Consider the following 15965-nt stretch of genomic DNA (forward strand, 5'->3'; position numbering starts at 1 on the left):
CCCCATGCGTCTGTTCCGCCGTCTTGCCCACTCCAGCCTCGCCACGCTGTTCGTCCTGGCCCTTCCGCTCGCGCAGGCGCAGGCGCAGGACTGTGTCCAGTTCTCCGGGATGAAGCACTGTGCGACGGGCGCCGCGAAGCTGGTGGTGGATGGCAAGGAGCTGCTCGTCCAGTCCGCTGACGCGTCCGGCAACGACGGCGTGGTCGTGGACACCGCGCAGGCCAAGGGCTGGAGCGCGGGGCTGGCCCACGAGCCCTCCGGCGAGGCCCGGGAGACGACCGTCAAGACGGTCATCTCGGACGGCAAGGTGGTCGCCGCCTCGGTCGTCACGGAGACGTCTGAAGGGCAGGAGTTCGCGGCGAGCTTCGTGGACGCGAACGGCAAGCCGGCCACCTACTCGGCGATGGTGTTCCGCGAGGGCCAGCTCGTGGCCTCCGTGAGCGGAATCTCCAGCGGCTCCGTGGGCGCCAGGTCCGTCGCGGGGCTCGGCAAGAAGAGCTGCACCACCCTGACCTACAAGGCGTGCATGAAGCTGTGTCTGGACGGTCCCATCGGATGCGCCTACTGCAAGGTCCCGTGCATCGGCAGCGTGAACCAGGAGGAGTGGGTGCTCAGCAACGGCAAGTATCCCTACCTCGACTTCTCGCTCCAGTCGCCCTTCGGCGCCTTCTCCGTGGGTGACGCCGCCAAGGCGGCTCCGCAGATCGTCGTGGGGGACCAGCTGGTGCTCATCTCCGACGTGCCGAGCGAGGGCGCCCAGGGCATCGACCAGGTCGTCGTGCAGAGCACGGCGAAGACGGTGTCGCTCTCCAACGAGACCGTGTCCCGGTAACCCGCGGCCCCGGAGGTCCTCCCGCCATGCCCGGCGGGAGGGCGTCAGCGGCAGACGCGGATGGGCGGCTCGATGAGGAACGGCTCGGTGGCGTCCGGGTCGTCCGGGTCGAACGCGGGCGACAGCGGCCCCGCGCCGGTGGGCTTCCACTTGCGCGGCACACGCTCGATGCCCACCGGGTAGATGGTCAGCGCTCCGTCCTTCCCGATGCGCATGCGCAGGAAGTTCTTCCAGTCCGGCAGCGCGAGCGACCCGAAGGCCTCGTTGGAGTGCGCGCCGAAGGTGTTCACGCACAGCCAGAGGTACAGGCCGGTGATGAACGGGCCCACGAGGAAGCCGCCCACGAAGGTGAACGCGCTGGAGAAGAAGAACTTGCCCGCCAGGTGCAGCCAGCCGTCCGCGCAGTGCGCGCCATCCGCCGTCAGCACCGGACACACGCCCAGCTGGCTCACCGTGAAGTACGTGGCGCCCCAGGCGACGAAGAACGCCGCCACGATGTGCGCCACGCCGTGCAGGCTGCCCAGCAGCGCGCGCCACTTCCCGAGCGCCGCGTCCGCCAGTCCCGCGAGTCCCCCCACCGTCACCATGCCGAGGATGAGCGTCCACGGCCGGTTGACCATGCTGTTGGCCACCGCCGTCACCACCTCCGGCAGGCGGGAGAGGCCCAGCGAGCCCACCTCCGCGTAGGCCGCCAGCGCGAGCAGCAGGTACCACAGGCCGGTGATGAGCCCGAACAGCGGGCTGTAGCGGATGAGCAGCAGGTTCTTGCGCGCGAGCTTTCGCGACGTGGACTCGTCCGGGAAGCTCTTGCGCAGCGTGGAGCCGTCACGCAGCACCGGTGCGGCGGGAGCGTGCGTGGGGTGCATGAAGGCGCCGCCTCCGCCCGCGGTGATGCGGTGCTGGCCGGTGTCGTCCTCGTGCCGGCGGTAGTGGTGCAGGTCGCCCGCGAGGAAGACGGCGATGCGCCGCCCGAGCACCTTCTCCTCCAGGTACTCCAGGTTGTTCTCCAGGTAGCTGCCCTTGGCGCGGCGCGCGGCCGCGGCCAGCACCCACGCGGGCTCCGCGTTGCAGAGGATGACGCGGTCGTCGGGGCCCATCTGCTCCGCGACGTGGCGGAAGTACTCCACCTGCGGCACGTCGATGTCGCTGTTGAGCTGCACGTCCGTGCCGATGAGCCACCAGTTCTTCGGCAGCTTCAGCGCGAAGTAGCTGCGGCTCTGCTTCGTGCGCCGCCCCGCCACCCAGCGCTGCGCGCAGAACAGCCGCATGAAGGCGGAGAGGCCGTCGTACCAGTCGTGGTTGCCCGGGATGACGAACAGGTCCGGGTGGGGCGCCTGCGAGCGGCGCATGGCGGCCTCGTAGGGCTGCACCGTGCGCTCCTCGTACGTCTCACGGCTGGCGCCGGGGTAGACCTCGTCCCCGCCGAACACCAGCACGCGGCCTCGCGGCGTGACGTGGGACGTCTTGCCGTCCTCCTCCGGAAGCTTGAGCTCCGGCAGCGCCAGCAGGCGCGCCACCGCGTAGGTGGAGTCCCAGCCGTCGCCGATGTCGGAGACGTAGTCGAGCCAGAAGTCGCCGTCCGCGCCCGTCTCCTGCGAATAGTCGAAGTAGGGCTGCTGCGGCCGCACCACCGCTTCGATGAGCCGGTGGTCCGCGCGCGCACCGAACACCGTGGCCACCACCGCGTCCAGGCCCGTGCGCAGCACCTGCCCGGGGTGGAGCCAGCGCACCATGTCCGCGTGCTTCTGGGGCTTGGTGGCGGTGGCGCTGCCGCGCTCGCGCACCAGGTGCGGCGGGGGCGTGGGGCCCTGTTCCTCCCAGGGCGCGGGCGGGTCGTAGCGGCCGTCCCCCTCGGGCCGCGTGGGCTCACCGGCCATCGCGAGGACCCGGGATGGAGAGAGGGGACGAAGTGGCGGTGGACCGGAGAGCCATGGACCCCTGGCTTAGCATGCCTGTACGGGACTCCTGGAGGGCAGGCAGGCGTGGTTTCCGTTCCCTGGCGGGATGGTCCCTGCGACCCTGGGGGCATGTCGAACGCGGCCCTGAAGGACTTCCCCGTCGTCGTGCCCTTCCCCGTGCATTGGAGCGAGATGGACGCGTACGGACACGTCAACAACGCGCGCACGTTCACCTGGTTCGAGTCCGCGCGCATCGCGTACATGGCCCGCGTTGGACTGGTGGGCCCCTCCGCCGCGGGCGCGGACACGACGTCCGCGGACGGGGTGGGGCCCATCCTGGCGAACACGCACGCGGACTACCTCAAGCCGGTGGTATTCCCCGTGAACCTGGTGGCGGGCGCGCGCGTCACGCGCGTGGGCACTTCCTCCATCACCTTCGAGCACGCGGTCGCGGGCGCGGACGACGGCGTGCTCTACACGCGCGGCGGTTCCATCATCGTGACGCTGCGCTACGCCACGCATGAGAAGGTGCCGGTTCCACCGGCGGTGCGGGCTGCCATCGAAAAGCTGGAGGGGCGGGTCTAGACCGGGAGTATGGGACCGTGCCCGTTTGTCTTGTTCCAGGGTCCAACAGCGCCGAGCCTTGCGCCGCGCATAACCTGAAGCGGTGCAATTCATGTCCCCATTCCTCTCCGCGAACCCGCACCTACGTGCCGCCAATCCCCTGCTGGCGGACGTGGAGGCCGTGAGCCGCATCGACGCGGTGAAGACGGTGCTGCGGGTGCTGACGCGCACCACGGGGCTGCGCCTGGCGGTGGTGGCGCGCGTGACGCCGGAGTCGTGGACGTGCTGCGCGGTGCTGGACGAGATGGGCTTCGGGCTGAAGGCCGGAGACACGCTGGCCGTCAGCACGACGTTCTGCAACACGGTGCGGACCCTGAAGGGGCCGCTGCTCGTGAACCACGCGAGCGAGGATCCGCGCTTCCGGAACCACCCCGCGCCGAAGATGTACAACGTGGAGAGCTACATCGCGGTGCCGCTGTACCGGCGCAACGGGGAGTTCTTCGGCGTGATGTGCGCGCTGGACTCGAAGGCAGCGAACCTCACCGAGGACGTGCTGGAGACGTTCCGCCACCTGGGTGACCTGGTGGGCCACCAGCTGGAGCAGGAGGATGCGCTGTCGGATCGCGACTCGCAGCTGCTGGGGGCGCACGAGGCGTCGGTGCTGCGCGAGCAGCTGATCGGCATCGTCAGCCACGACCTGCGAAACCCCCTCAACGCCATCTCGCTGGCGGCGGCGACGCTGATGCGCAGGGCGGACCTGGATGACCGGGCCCGGCGGGGGCTGCGGCGCATCCTCGACTCGTCGGACCGGGCGAACCGGCTCATCCGCGACCTGCTGGACTTCACCCACGTGCGCACGGGCATGGCCCTGCCGGTGAAGCCCCAGCCCATGAACCTGCATGAGCTGGCGGAGCAGGTGGTGGACGAGGTGCGGCTCACGGCGCCGGAACGCACGCTGGTCCTGGTGTGCGAGGGCAGCGGGCGGGGGACCTGGGATCCGGATCGCATCGCGCAGGTGTTGACCAACCTGCTCACCAACGCAGTGCAGTACAGCGCGCAGGACGCGCACATCCGCGTGGAGACGCGCGGGGACGAGCGGGAGGTGGTGCTGTCCGTGTCGAACCCGGGGGCGCCCATCCCGGCGGCGCTGCTGCCCGTGCTCTTCGAGCCGATGACCCGGGGCACCACCGAGGGCAGCGAGCACCGCAGCGTGGGGCTGGGGCTCTTCATCGTGAATGAGATCGTCCGCGCGCACGGCGGCGCGGTGGACGTGGTGTCCACGGAGGAAGCGGGCACCACGTTCCGGGTGCACCTGCCGCGCGGCTGCTAGTCAGCCCGTGCCCAGCGGGTGCATCCGCACGGCACAGAGCAGCTCCGCGACGCGCTCGGGGGCCGGTGGCACCGGGCCCACCTTCGCGAGCTTTCCCGCCGCGAAGGCCGTGCTCCTCCGGGCGCAGGTCTCCAGGTCGTGGCCCTCCAGCCTCGACGCCAGCACTCCCGCCACCAGCGCGTCGCCCGCGCCCACGGTGCTCGCCACTTCGACAGGCGGCGGCAGGGCCCGCCAGGCGCCGTCGCCGGAGACGAACAGGGCGCCCTCCGCTCCCAGCGACACCACCACCAGCCCGATGCCTGACGCGTGCAGGTCCCTGGCGGCTCGCGCCACTTCGCCCGCGTTCTTGAGCGGCCTTCCGACCAGCGCTTCCAGTTCGCGTGCGTTCGGCTTCACGAAGTCCGGCTTCGCGGTGATGGCATGGCGCAGGGGTTCTCCGCTCGTGTCCACCGCCACCCGCGCGCCCTTCGCCCGCAGGCGCTCCGTCAACATGGCGTAGAGGGTCGCGGGCACTCCCGCGGGCACGCTGCCTGACAGCACGAAGCAGCCGTTCTCCTCCGCCAGCGCATCCAGCGTCGTGGTCAGCGCGTCCAGTGCTTCCTCCGGGATGCTCAGGCCCGGGAGGTTCAGGTCCGTCACCGCGCTGCTCGTGCGGTCCACGACCTTGATGTTCACCCGGCTGGAGCCCGGCAGCCGCAGACACCGGTCGTGGATGCCCCGCTCGTGGAACAGCGCTTCGAACAACGGCGCCGAGTCCGCGCCCAGGAAGCCCGCGGCCGTCACGGGCCGGGTGCCTCCCGCGAGGAACGCCGCCACGTTGATGCCCTTGCCTCCGGGCGTGCGCGTCTCCGCCACCACGCGGTTCACCTCGCCCGCCGTGAACCCCGGACACTCCAGCGTCTGGTCGATGGCCGCGTTCAACGTCACCGTCACCACGCCCGGCTTCGTGGGCCTCACGCCTTGGCTCCCTTTCGCGCCAGCAGGCCTCGCACCAGGCCGCGGACCTCGCCCGCGTTGCCGCACTCCAGCGCGGCCCGGGCCACGTCCTCCGCGTCCGCCATGGAGAGGCCTCGCAAGAGCGCCTTCACCGCCGGGATGCTGGGGATGGCCACGCTCAATTCCGTGACGCCCAGGCCGGACAGCACCACCGCGCCGCTCGGGTCTCCCGCGATGCCTCCGCACGCTCCCACCCAGATGCCTGCCTTCCTCGCCGCCTTCACCGTGAGGTCCACCATGCGCAACACCGCCGGATGCAGTCCGTCCGCCTTGGGCGCGAGCACCGGATGCTGCCGGTCCATCGCGAGCACGTACTGCGTCAGGTCGTTGGTCCCGATGGAGAAGAACGACACGTCCCGCGCCAGCTGCTCCGCCATCATCACCGCCGAGGGCACTTCGATCATGATGCCCGTCTCCACCGGAGCCGCGCCCACCTCGCGGCGCACGGACTCGGTGATGGCGCGGGCCTTCGCCAGCTCCTCGGGCATCGCGACCATCGGATACATGATGCGGATGGGGCCCTCCTTCGACGCTCGCAGGATGGCGCGCAGCTGCGTGCGGAACAGGTCCTCCCGTTCGAAGCACAGCCGGATGCCTCGCACGCCCAGGAACGGGTTCGCCTCCGCGGGCAGCGACAGGTAGGGCACGTGCTTGTCCCCTCCAATGTCCAGCGTGCGCAGGATGAGCGGCAGGCCGTTCAGCTCGCGCACCATGGTGCGGTACGCCTGGAACTGCTCCTCCTCGCCGGGCGGCTCGTCTCGCTTGAGGAAGAGGAACTCCGTGCGCATCAGGCCCACGCCCTCTCCGCCCGCTTCCACGGCCTTGGCCGCGTCGTCCGCCCCGCTGATGTTCGCGGCCACCTCCACGCGCCGGCCGTCCATCGTGATGGCGGGCTGATAGCGCTCCAGCTTCTCCTCCTCGCGCCGGGCGTGGATCCGCTCACGCTGGTGCGCGGCCTTCGCCCGGTCCCGCTCCGAGGGTCCCATGACGAGCACGCCCGCGTCCCCGTCCAGGATGCAGTGCTGCCCGTCGCGCAGGTCCAGCACCGAAGGCCCCACCGCCACCACCGCCGGCAAATCGAGCGAGCGCGCGATGATGGCCGTGTGCGACGTGGTGCCGCCGCCCGCCGTGCACAGGCCCAGCACCATGGCGGGGTCCAGCCGCGCCGTATCCGACGGCGCCAGGTCCTCCGCCAGCAGCACCACCGGGTGGTCCGGGAAGACGGGCTCGCCCTCCAGCACCCGGGCCAGGGGCCTCAGCACGCGCCGGCCCACGTCCAGCAGGTCCGCGGCCCGAGCGGCCATCAGCGGTGCGTCCAGCGCGGCCAGCCCCTGCGCGCGGTCCTCGAAGACGCGGCGCCAGGACTCGCCCGCGCTCAGGCCGGTGTCGATGAGGCCATGCGACTCCATCAACATCTCCGGGTCGTCGAGCAGCTCCAGGTGCGCCTTGAAGATGGCGGCCCGCTGCGCTCCGGCCTTCAACAGGAAGCCGTCGTGCAGCTGGCGCAGCTCCGCCGCCGCTCCGGCGAGGGCTGCCTCCAGCAGCTGGTGTTCCCGCACGGCGTCGGCGGCCTGCTCCTCCACCACCAGCTGTTCGCGCTGGAAGGTCCACACGGGCCCCGCCGCGATGCCCGGCGACGCGGACAGGCCCGCGACCAGCGTCCCCTCGTAGTCGAGCACGGCGGTGGGCTCGGGCTCCGGTGTCAGCGCGCCCGGGGGCGCGGGCGTTTCGCCCAGGCCCGCGTCGAAGGCGTCGCGCAGCGCGAGGAGCACCGCCTCCGCGTCGGCTCCCGCCGCGGTGAGCGTCAGGGGCGTGCCGGCGCGCGCCCCCAGGCGCAGCAGCGACAGGACGCTGCGGGCGTTCGCCTGACGCCCCTCGTGGTGGACGGTGACGTCCGCGCGGAAGCGGCGCACCACCTCCACCAGTACGGTGGCGGGGCGCGCGTGCAGACCGTACGGCGAAGGGGACAGCACCCGGAGCGACGGGCCTCCGGGCTCGGGCTCCGCTGGCGTCTCCGGCGCGGCGCTGGTGAGCACCTGGATGATGGTGGCCGCATCCAGCGTGGAGGCCAGGGCCAGGGCCAGGGCCTCGTCGTCCAGCACGCCGGTGAGGTTGGCGAGCACCTGGAGGTGTTCGTCGGACCGGGCCGCGATGCCGACGACCAGGTGCGCGTGGCCGTCCTCGCTCCAGACGACACCGGCGGGGAACTGCACCACGACGACGCCCGTCTGGCGCACGAGGTGGCGCGCCTCCGGCAGGCCGTGCGGAATGGCGATGCCGTGGCCGAGGAACGTGGCGGACACCTGCTCGCGCTTGAGCATGCTGTCGACGTAGGCGGGCGAGATGAAGCCGGCCTCCACCATCAACTGTCCGACCAGGCGGATGGCCTCCGCCTTGTTCGCGGCGGCCCATCCCAGGCGGACCTGCGATGGCGTCAACGACAGCATCCGGGCTCCTTGCTTCAGGTGCGTGAGCGCTTCACGCGGAGGAACGACGGTGCATCCTGCCCGGTGTCCGCCCATGCCCGCGCGGGCTGCCCGAGCCCCGTCTTCCGGGTAACAACCCACGGAGGCGAAGACCTCCCGGCCCTGACATGGCCTCGACATGACGGGCAGGCGACGTCCGGTGTCCTCGCGCGTGACGGCCCGCATGGGGGTGTTAAAGGGGAGGCCGTCATGTCTGACAGCGTCCTGGACTTCTACGAAGGGCTGGCCGAGGAGTACCACCTGCTCTTCGCGGACTGGGAGCAGTCGGTGGACCGGCAGGGCGCGGTGCTGGACGCGCTCCTGCGCCGCTCGGGCATGCCGCCGCCGCGCCGGGTGCTGGACTGCGCGTGCGGCATTGGCACGCAGGCGCTGGGGCTGGCGTCGCGCGGCTACGCCGTGCACGCCACGGACCTGAGTCCTTCCGCGGTGGCGCGCGCGGAGCGGGAAGCCCGAGCCATGCACGTGAGCATCACCACCGGCGTGGCGGACATGCGGATGCTGGACTGGCAGGTGCCGGGCACCTTCCACGTGGTGATGTCCTGCGACAACGCGGTGGCGCACCTGCTGGAGGACTCGGACCTGGAGGACGCCGCGAACGCGATGGCGTCACGCCTGGTGCCCGGGGGCCTGCTGGTGGCGAGCCTGCGGGACCATTCCGCGCTGCTGGAGAAGCGGCCGCGCTTCACGGCGGAGCGCGTGCTGGACACGCCGCTGGGCCGGCGCGTGCTGTTCCAGGTCTGGGATTGGGCGGTGGATGAAAGGCAATACACCGTGCGCCAGTTCATCCTGCGCCAGGAGTCCGGCATCTGGCACACCACCGAGCACACCGGCGTCTACCGGCTGCTGCAACCCGTGGAGCTGGAGCAGGCGCTCACCCGGGCAGGGCTGGTGGATCCGCGCTGGTACACGCCGGAGGAGACGGGCTTCAATCAGCCGCTCATCACCGCGCGGAAGCCTTGAACACCGAGCGGCACCGCGTGACGGCGCACGGTGTCCGCGGCCTTCAACAGCACGCGGGCCTTCTGGGCTCCGGCGTGCAGCGTCTGCTCCAGGTGCAGGGACGGCATCAGCGCGAGCAGCAGGTGCAGGGCCAACAGCCAGCCCAGGGCCTCGCGGAGGAACGGTGAGAACGGCCTCTGTCCATGCGGCGGTCGGTCCACGGCATCCCTCCTGACGACAGTTGTAGTCAGTGGGGATATGTCATGGCTACAGTTGTAGTCAAGAGGGCAGGGCCCAGACGTCTTCCGTGGGCCGGTAGGCGCGGGAGTCCTTGCCGGCGGTGCCGTGGGCCTTGGTGTCGAGCAGTCCCGCGTGCCAGAGGTTCTGTTTGAGTTTGAAGACGGTGGACGGGTTGATGTCCGGTCCTCGCAGCCCGGGCTTCAGGGTTCCGGAGGGGTCCGCGAGGAAGAGGGCCGTCGCCAGCGCCGGGTCGTCATGGCCCGCGGCCACGGCCAGCTCCGGCAGCGTGAGGCTTCCGCCGTGGTCCGTGAGCGTCCGGTGGATGAGGCGCACCGCGGGCTGACGGATGAGGACGAAGCGCGCCACGGCGGCGAAGGCCGCGTGCACGTCCAGCAGGCGCTTGCGCTTGTCGTAGCGCGTGTCGGGGTCGAACTGGAGCGCGGCCAGGAGGTCCGCCACGGTGCGGCCTTCGAGCGTGGGCTTCCAGTCCAGGTCCAGCAGCCCGAGTGTGTTGGCGCCCGTGGCCGCGTGACGCCGGGAGCTGTCGCTTCCCAGGTCCTTCCAGTGCGCGGCGAGCGATTGGAGCAGCGACCCCGAAGGTGCGCCCCGGTCCGCGAGGAACGCGGCCGCGAGGTAGTTGAGCGGATGGTTGAGCTGGAGGCTGCGCGCGGCGGGCACGCCTTCGAGCAGCGACGAGGCCTGGCTGACGGCGCGCGGCAGCGGGGTGGGGTCCGCGGGCGCGACGACCTCCACCCAGTGCTTCGCGTCCCGCGCGAGGAGGCCGATGCCGTTGCCTCGGGCCTGGTTCACGGTGGTGGCGCGCAGGTCGGCGGCGAGCGTTGGGAGTGCGAGGTAGGCGTGATGGACGCTCGGGCGGTAGCTGAGGGCCTGTCCCAGGCCGTGCGCCCAATCCTTGTCGGACGCCTTCACCTCGATGCCCGTGACGAGGACACCTTCCGGCTGCGCCACGCTGCACAGGATGTCCGGCCGCGTGCCCTCCAGCATGAGCCGCGTCATGGGCTCCAGGTCCCGCGCGACCGGGCTGTGGACGTACGACGGATGCGCGTCCACCAGCAGGTGCAGCACGCGCGACCTGCGCAGCCCATGCTCGAGCAGGTGTTGCTTCAGCGAGTGGACGACCCTGGCCTCTTCGTGGGGCATGCGGCTTCAGGCGCGCTTCGCGTCCGCGGGCGCATTGGGGTGGCGCGCGAGCATCATGCGCAGCTGTGGCTGACGGCGGACCAGCTCCTGCTTGAGCAGGTGCGCGATGAGCGCGGGCGGCGCGGCGCTCCAGCGCGCGATGTTCTGCACCAGCATGGGCGAGCGGTACGTGCGCCCGCACAACAGCGACGTCGTCTTGCCGTCCACCGGCATGCCCACGAGCGCGCCCAGCGCGCGGCCCTCCGTGTTGAGGATGAGCTCCACCTTCTCCTCGGACGGGCCGGTGGAGAAGCGCTGGCGCAGCAGCTCTCGCGCGGTGCGGCGGGTCTGCTCCGGCACGTCCCGGTCCACCGTGAGCTTGTGGTGCTCCATCAGGCGGCGCATCGCCCACAGGCGGCGGAAGACGGCGACCGGCAGCTGCGGATTGCGAACGAGGAAGCGGCGCACGCCCGTGTCGGACGCGAAGGCCGCCCGGGCCACCAGCGCCTCCAGGCCCACGGGGTTGCGGTGATGCCTGGCGATGAGCCGCGCGTGCGCGAGCCCCACCCGCGTGTTCTCCAGCACGGCCTTGATGACGGACGGCACCGGGTCGAAGCACAGCGCGGACAGCTCCGGGTCCTCCGCGCCCTTCGCCACCGCCACCCGCTGGTCCTCCGGCAGCCCGTGCAGCCGCGTCTCGAAGAGCTTGCGGAAGTCGCCCAGCAAGGACTCCGGCACGTCGTCCTCGGGAGGCGCTTCGTCGTCCGAGGCCTCGGCCTCCGGCAGCGGCTCCATGTCGCTCGCGTCGGGCTCCGGCGCGCGCGGCTCCACCGCGGGGGGAACGACGGTGTTCACGGCCTCCGTGCCCGGCAGCAGCGCTCCCTGCGACACCAGCCTCGCGAGGATGTCCCGCAGCTTGTCCGGGGGAAACCCCGTGAGCGCGGGCAGGTCCTTCTCACGCGTGTGGCCATCCAGCCGCGACAGCACGAAGCCTTCCTCCGCGTTCAGCGGAAGCCGCCGCAGGTCCACCGTGGGGTTCAGCTTGGGCGTCCAGTCACTCATGCGCGCCCCCGAGTCTTTCACGACACGCGCGGTTCGCGCCTCTTCGCAGTCAGCGCCGTCCGCACCGGATTGTTCCCGGCCGGCCTGAAAACGGCGGGCCGCGTCGAGGACCGCCTGGCTGCCCTCCTGCCCACGGGCCACGCCCCCGGGGCCAAGGGGTGTCGCGACCGGCACGAAGAGGGCCCGCATGGGTTGACGAGAGGCGGGCAGCTGGACACAACTTCACTTCATGTCCGACCGCATCCAGACCTATGGCGAGTTCTGGCCGTTCTATCTGCGCGAGCACTCGCAGGCGTCGACACGCTGGCTGCACTTCGCTGGCACCAGCCTGGGTGTGGGCCTGGGAATCACCGCCGCCGTCACCGGACGCGGCGCCCTGATTCCCGCCGCGCTGGTGTGCGCCTACGGCTTCGCGTGGGCCAGCCACTTCAAGATCGAGCACAACCGCCCCGCGACCTTCAAGTACCCGCTCTGGTCACTCATCTCCGACTTCCGCATGGCCGCGCTGATGCTCACCGGCCAGCTGGGTCCGCACCTGGAGCGCGCCAACTCCGGCGCGACGGCCGCCGCCACCCTGGCGCCGGCCCCCGTCCAGAGCCGCTGAGCTACCTCGGCGGCGGTGGGCCGAAGCGGCCCGCGCTGTACCCCTCGATGGACCTCAGGATGTCCGCCTGGGTGTCCCCGATGAACGGCCCGTGGCTCACCAGCGGGTCCCGCTGCGGCTGGCCCGCGTACAGCAGCACCCGCGCCCGCGTCGTCCCCGTGACGCGGACCGTGCTGCCACCTCCCGACACCGGACGGTCCAGCCAGCCCACCTGACCGGGCTTGAGCGACTGCCCATCCGGCCCCACCGCGACCTCACCCTCCAGCACCAGGAAGAAGCCGTTGTACGAAGCAGGCAGGTCCTGCGCGACGGACGCGCCCGCCTCCAGCCGGAGCTCCGCCAGCGTGACGGGCACGTAGTTCTTCGTGGGCGAGCGCACGTCGCCGGACGTGCCGCTGTACACGCGCACCTCCACGCCCGGCTCGCGACGCACCGGCAGCTGTGCGTACGCCAGGTCCTGGTAGCCCGCAGGCACCCAGCGCTGTGCTTTCGGCAGCGTGAGCCAGAGCTGGAGGATGCGCGCCTGGCCCAGGTCTCCCTCCAGCCCCTCGCCGTGGATGACGCCACTGCCGGCCGTCATCCACTGCACGTCGCCCTCGCCCAGCTTGCCGCTGTCGTGGGTCATGCCGCCCTTCACCACGAAGGTCACCGTCTCGAAGCCCGCGTGCGGATGCGGCCCTCCAATCGGCTTGCCGTCGATGCGGTCGTCCATCAGCAGGATGAACGGATCCGACCGCGCGTAGTCCTCCGGTGAGATGACCGGCACCACCGTGTGCGCCGGGCCGAACTGCCCCTGCGTGGGTTCGGGCAGGTCGATGATCCGCTCCAGCCGTCGTTCCAGGACATCCACTCGTTGCGTGCTCATGACGGTTGCCTCCTTCTGGATTCAGCCCAGCGCCGGGTAGCTGGTGAAGCCCTGCTCCTCGCCCTGGAAGAACGTCGCCGCGTCCGGCGTGTTGAGCGGCGCGGACCGGCGGAAGCGCTCCGGCAGGTCCGGGTTCGCGAGGAACGGCACGCCGTACGCCACGAGGTCCGCCTCGCCGCGAGCCAGCACCGCCTCGCCGGCCTGCGCGTCGTAGCCACCATTGGCGATGATGGCGCCCGGGAAGACATTGCGGATCGCCGGGGTGATGCGCTGCTCGGGGGCCGGGGCGGCGGGGCCCGTGACGAGCTCCGTCACGTGCAGGTAGCCCAGGCCCAGCTTGCCCAGCTCCCTCGCGATGTACGTGAAGGTCTCGGTGGGCGTGGAGTCGTGCATGCCCGTGTACGGGAAGTTCTGGGGGAAGAGCCGGTAGCCCACGCGGTCCGCGCCGAACACCTCCGCCACCGCCCGCGCCGCCTCCAGTGGCAGGCGCGCCCGGTTCTCGATGCTGCCGCCGTACTGATCCGTGCGCTGGTTGGAGCCGTCCCGCAGGAACTGATCCAACAGGTAGCCGTTGCTGCCGTGCAGCTCCGCGCCGTCGAAGCCGGCCTCCTTCGCGTTGCGAGCGGCCTGGCGGAACTGCTCGACGACGCCGGGAAGCTCATGCGTCTCCAGGGCCCGGGGCGTCACCGCGGGCTTCTTGCCCTGGAACGTGAAGACCTCCTGCTCGACCTTGATGGCGGAGGGCGCCACCGGCAGCTCGCCCCCGTGGAAGTCCGGGTGCGAGACGCGCCCCACGTGCCACAGCTGCGCGAAGATGAGGCCGCCCGCCGCGTGGACCGCGTCCGTCACCTTCTTCCAGCCCGCCACCTGCTCCGGCGAGTGGATGCCCGGTGTGCGGATGTACCCGACGCCCTGGGGGCTGACCTGGGTGCCCTCGGAGACGATGAGGCCCGCGGACGCGCGCTGCGCGTAATAGGTCACCGCGAGAGGGTTGGGGACGTTGCCGTCCACCAGCGCCCGGCTGCGGGTCATGGGGGCCATCACCAGCCGGTTCTTCAGTTCGAGCCGGCCCAGACGGAAGGGGGAGAGGAGCTGGAGTGTATTTGCCATGGCCGTTGAATGCTCCAGGCGCTATGGACGTGCCATGGCATCCAGTCCAAACAAATTGACCGATCGTCCAGAGGCTCTGGAGGGACAGGGTGCTGATGTCCTGGCGGACGTCCTGGACACGCTGCGCCTGTCCACCCGGATGCACGGCCGTTTCGAGCTGTTCGCCCCCTGGGGGCTCCAGTTCGGGACGGCGCCGGGGGCTCACATCGTCCTCGTCGCGCGCGGCGGGGCCCGGCTGGAGGTGGAGGGCGTTCCGGGCGCCCTGGAGCTGTGCGCGGGGGACCTGGCGGTGCTGCCGCACGGCGGAGGCCACACGCTGCGCGACGCGGAAGGCAGCCCCGTCCACGTCCTGGAGCGCGGAGCCTGCGCGAGCGCTCGCGGCAAGGGCTCCATCCGGCTGGGCGGCGACGGCGAGCGGACGACGCTGGTGGCGGCGACGTTCCAGCTGGGGGTCGCGCCGCGCACGCTGCTCTTCAAGGAGCTGCCCCACGTCATCCACCTGGCCGCGGACGACGCGGCGACGGCGCCGTCACTGGCGTCCACGGTGCAGTTGCTGCTGACGGAGAGCGCGTCGTCGCATCCGGGAGCCACCGTCATCATGAGCCGGCTCGCGGACATCCTGCTGGTGCAGGCGCTGCGCGCGCACATCCTGAAGTCGGAGGGCTCGTGCCGGGAGGCCGGCATGCGGGCGCTGGGGGACCCGCAGATTGGCAAGGCGCTCGCGCTCATCCACGAGCGCCCCCAGGAGCCCTGGACCGTGGAGAGCCTGGCGTCCGCGGTGGCCATGTCCCGGTCCGGCTTCGCCGCGCGCTTCAGTGAACTCGTGGGAGAGCCGCCGCTGGAGTACCTGGTGGGGTGGCGGATGATCAAGGCCGCCCAGCTCCTGCGCGAAAGCGAGCTGCCCCTGAGCGAGGTCGCTCCGGCCATCGGCTACCAGAGCGAGGCGTCCTTCAACCGCGCCTTCAAGCGCTGGGATGGGACGGCTCCCGGCGCGTACCGGCGCAACCACCGCCGGGCGTCGTGAGGCTTCAGCCCTCTTCCTGGGGAAGCACGGCCCGTGTCCGGAAGACAGCGGGCCCCGCGAGGCGAAACGTCAGGCGCTGACGCCCACGCCGATGGGGCAGCTCACGCCGGTGCCGCCGACGCCGCAGTAGCCGCCCGGGTTCTTCTGCAGGTACTGCTGGTGGTAGTCCTCGGCGTAATAGAAGGCCGGGGCCGGGAGGATCTCCGTGGTGATGTCGCTCAGGCCCTTCGCGTTGAGCGCGCCCTGGTACGCCTGGCGCGTCTCCTCCGCGGCGCGCTTCTGCGCGTCGTTCGCGTAGTAGATGCCGGAGCGGTACTGGGTGCCCGCGTCGTTGCCCTGGCGCATGCCCTGCGTCGGGTCGTGGTTCTCCCAGAAGACCTTCAACAGCTGCGCGTACGTGACCTTCTTCGGGTCGTACACCACGCGCACCACCTCGTTGTGGCCGGTGAGGCCGGAGCAGACCTCCTCGTACGTGGGGTTCGGCGTCAGCCCGCCCGCGTAGCCCACCGCGGTGGAGTACACACCCGGCACCTGCCAGAACTTGCGCTCCACCCCCCAGAAGCAGCCCATGCCGAAGATGGCCGTCTCGAAACCCTCCGGCACCGGCCCCTTCAGCGGGGTGCCCAGCACGGTGTGCTTCTGCGGAACCGGCATCTCCTGCGGACGGCCCGGCAGCGCCTCCTGCGGAGTGGGGAGCCTCAACTTCTTCGGGGACGTGAAGAACATGCTCTAGCTTTAGCTCCGGGCCCCCCGATTTTCACGCCCGCCGCACGGCCGGCCACCCGCCCTCCGTCCCACCAGGAATGCCTCGCCTTCCCGACGGTTTCCCAGGACTCCCTGTATCTTATACACATCTGACGCTGCCGACGACTTAA

The 15965-nt window shown here is 71.1% G+C and carries 15 protein-coding genes; 6 read left to right on the forward strand and 9 right to left on the reverse strand.

Annotation, left to right across the window (positions count from 1 at the left end; translation table 11 throughout):
* The first annotated feature begins 4 nt into the window (after positions 1-4).
* Entirely contained in the window at positions 5-832 is an 828-nt protein-coding gene (locus D7X55_RS09340) for a hypothetical protein (RefSeq protein ID WP_120548884.1), read from the forward strand.
* Between the two features lie 44 nt (positions 833-876).
* Here the strand turns inward: D7X55_RS09340 and D7X55_RS09345 are convergent, their stop codons facing one another.
* Complete coding sequence (locus tag D7X55_RS09345; protein WP_199746914.1) at positions 877-2709, reverse strand: metallophosphoesterase; 1833 nt, start codon at positions 2707-2709, stop codon at positions 877-879.
* A 150-nt stretch (positions 2710-2859) separates the two neighbouring features.
* Between D7X55_RS09345 and D7X55_RS09350 the strand changes: the two genes are divergently transcribed.
* Complete coding sequence (locus tag D7X55_RS09350) at positions 2860-3315, forward strand: thioesterase family protein (RefSeq protein WP_121722858.1); 456 nt, start codon at positions 2860-2862, stop codon at positions 3313-3315.
* 91 nt (positions 3316-3406) lie between these two features.
* A complete protein-coding gene (locus D7X55_RS09355) occupies positions 3407-4624 on the forward strand; it encodes a GAF domain-containing sensor histidine kinase (RefSeq protein WP_120548882.1) in 1218 nt (405 codons plus the stop codon).
* Here the strand turns inward: D7X55_RS09355 and pfkB are convergent, their stop codons facing one another.
* On the reverse strand, positions 4625-5581 hold the full coding sequence (gene pfkB, locus D7X55_RS09360; protein WP_120548881.1) for a 1-phosphofructokinase: 957 nt from the start codon (positions 5579-5581) through the stop codon (positions 4625-4627).
* Entirely contained in the window at positions 5578-8067 is a 2490-nt protein-coding gene (gene ptsP, locus D7X55_RS09365; protein WP_121722859.1) for a phosphoenolpyruvate--protein phosphotransferase, read from the reverse strand. The genes pfkB and ptsP overlap by 4 nt, the downstream gene beginning before the upstream one ends.
* A gap of 228 nt (positions 8068-8295) precedes the next feature.
* Here ptsP and D7X55_RS09370 point away from each other — a divergent pair, with 228 nt between their 5' ends.
* Positions 8296-9066 (forward strand): bifunctional 2-polyprenyl-6-hydroxyphenol methylase/3-demethylubiquinol 3-O-methyltransferase UbiG, encoded by a 771-nt coding sequence (locus D7X55_RS09370; protein ID WP_121722860.1) that lies wholly within the window; start codon positions 8296-8298, stop codon positions 9064-9066.
* Here D7X55_RS09370 and D7X55_RS09375 read toward each other — a convergent pair.
* From D7X55_RS09375 to D7X55_RS09385, 3 genes are read right to left on the reverse strand one after another with little or no spacing between them, the layout of a single operon-like run.
* The gene (locus D7X55_RS09375; RefSeq protein ID WP_120548878.1) at positions 9036-9266 is read right to left on the reverse strand and encodes a hypothetical protein; all 231 of its coding nucleotides are present in this window, start codon (positions 9264-9266) and stop codon (positions 9036-9038) included. The two genes, D7X55_RS09370 and D7X55_RS09375, sit on opposite strands and share 31 nt — an antisense overlap.
* Positions 9267-9324: 58 nt before the next feature.
* The gene (locus D7X55_RS09380) at positions 9325-10446 is read right to left on the reverse strand and encodes a hypothetical protein (protein ID WP_121722861.1); all 1122 of its coding nucleotides are present in this window, start codon (positions 10444-10446) and stop codon (positions 9325-9327) included.
* 6 nt (positions 10447-10452) lie between these two features.
* Positions 10453-11487 (reverse strand): hypothetical protein, encoded by a 1035-nt coding sequence (locus tag D7X55_RS09385; protein ID WP_199746915.1) that lies wholly within the window; start codon positions 11485-11487, stop codon positions 10453-10455.
* Between the two features lie 229 nt (positions 11488-11716).
* Between D7X55_RS09385 and D7X55_RS09390 the strand changes: the two genes are divergently transcribed.
* Positions 11717-12091: a DUF962 domain-containing protein gene (locus D7X55_RS09390; RefSeq protein WP_121722863.1), complete on the forward strand. Its 375-nt coding sequence runs from the start codon at positions 11717-11719 to the stop codon at positions 12089-12091.
* A gap of 1 nt (position 12092) precedes the next feature.
* Here D7X55_RS09390 and D7X55_RS09395 read toward each other — a convergent pair whose 3' ends face one another.
* Together D7X55_RS09395 and D7X55_RS09400 are read right to left on the reverse strand one after the other, a co-directional pair.
* Positions 12093-12956: a pirin family protein gene (locus D7X55_RS09395; RefSeq protein ID WP_121722864.1), complete on the reverse strand. Its 864-nt coding sequence runs from the start codon at positions 12954-12956 to the stop codon at positions 12093-12095.
* Between the two features lie 21 nt (positions 12957-12977).
* Positions 12978-14066: an alkene reductase gene (locus D7X55_RS09400; RefSeq protein WP_121722865.1), complete on the reverse strand. Its 1089-nt coding sequence runs from the start codon at positions 14064-14066 to the stop codon at positions 12978-12980.
* A gap of 55 nt (positions 14067-14121) precedes the next feature.
* Here D7X55_RS09400 and D7X55_RS09405 point away from each other — a divergent pair, with 55 nt between their 5' ends.
* Positions 14122-15090, forward strand: coding sequence for an AraC family transcriptional regulator (locus tag D7X55_RS09405; RefSeq protein WP_233609746.1), 969 nt, complete (start codon positions 14122-14124; stop codon positions 15088-15090).
* A gap of 69 nt (positions 15091-15159) precedes the next feature.
* On the opposite strand, the gene msrA is transcribed toward D7X55_RS09405, so the two are convergent.
* Positions 15160-15816: a peptide-methionine (S)-S-oxide reductase MsrA gene (gene msrA / locus D7X55_RS09410; RefSeq protein ID WP_120548864.1), complete on the reverse strand. Its 657-nt coding sequence runs from the start codon at positions 15814-15816 to the stop codon at positions 15160-15162.
* Positions 15817-15965: the final 149 nt, after the last annotated feature.

The sequence above is a fragment of the Corallococcus sp. AB049A genome, from assembly GCF_003668885.1.
Taxonomy (GTDB): domain Bacteria; phylum Myxococcota; class Myxococcia; order Myxococcales; family Myxococcaceae; genus Corallococcus; species Corallococcus interemptor.

Bases quoted from the DNA above. Each gene is read 5' to 3' on its own strand.
- D7X55_RS09340 (WP_120548884.1), top strand. From the start codon at position 5: ATGCGTCTGTTCCGCCGTCTTGCCCACTCCAGCCTCGCCACGCTGTTC.
- D7X55_RS09385 (WP_199746915.1), bottom strand. From the start codon at position 11,487: ATGAGTGACTGGACGCCCAAGCTGAACCCCACGGTGGACCTGCGGCGG.
- D7X55_RS09370 (WP_121722860.1), top strand. From the start codon at position 8,296: ATGTCTGACAGCGTCCTGGACTTCTACGAAGGGCTGGCCGAGGAGTAC.
- D7X55_RS09350 (WP_121722858.1), top strand. From the start codon at position 2,860: ATGTCGAACGCGGCCCTGAAGGACTTCCCCGTCGTCGTGCCCTTCCCC.
- D7X55_RS09400 (WP_121722865.1), bottom strand. From the start codon at position 14,066: ATGGCAAATACACTCCAGCTCCTCTCCCCCTTCCGTCTGGGCCGGCTC.
- D7X55_RS09345 (WP_199746914.1), bottom strand. From the start codon at position 2,709: ATGGCCGGTGAGCCCACGCGGCCCGAGGGGGACGGCCGCTACGACCCG.
- D7X55_RS09390 (WP_121722863.1), top strand. From the start codon at position 11,717: ATGTCCGACCGCATCCAGACCTATGGCGAGTTCTGGCCGTTCTATCTG.
- D7X55_RS09395 (WP_121722864.1), bottom strand. From the start codon at position 12,956: ATGAGCACGCAACGAGTGGATGTCCTGGAACGACGGCTGGAGCGGATC.
- msrA (WP_120548864.1), bottom strand. From the start codon at position 15,816: ATGTTCTTCACGTCCCCGAAGAAGTTGAGGCTCCCCACTCCGCAGGAG.
- D7X55_RS09380 (WP_121722861.1), bottom strand. From the start codon at position 10,446: ATGCCCCACGAAGAGGCCAGGGTCGTCCACTCGCTGAAGCAACACCTG.
- D7X55_RS09355 (WP_120548882.1), top strand. From the start codon at position 3,407: ATGTCCCCATTCCTCTCCGCGAACCCGCACCTACGTGCCGCCAATCCC.
- ptsP (WP_121722859.1), bottom strand. From the start codon at position 8,067: ATGCTGTCGTTGACGCCATCGCAGGTCCGCCTGGGATGGGCCGCCGCG.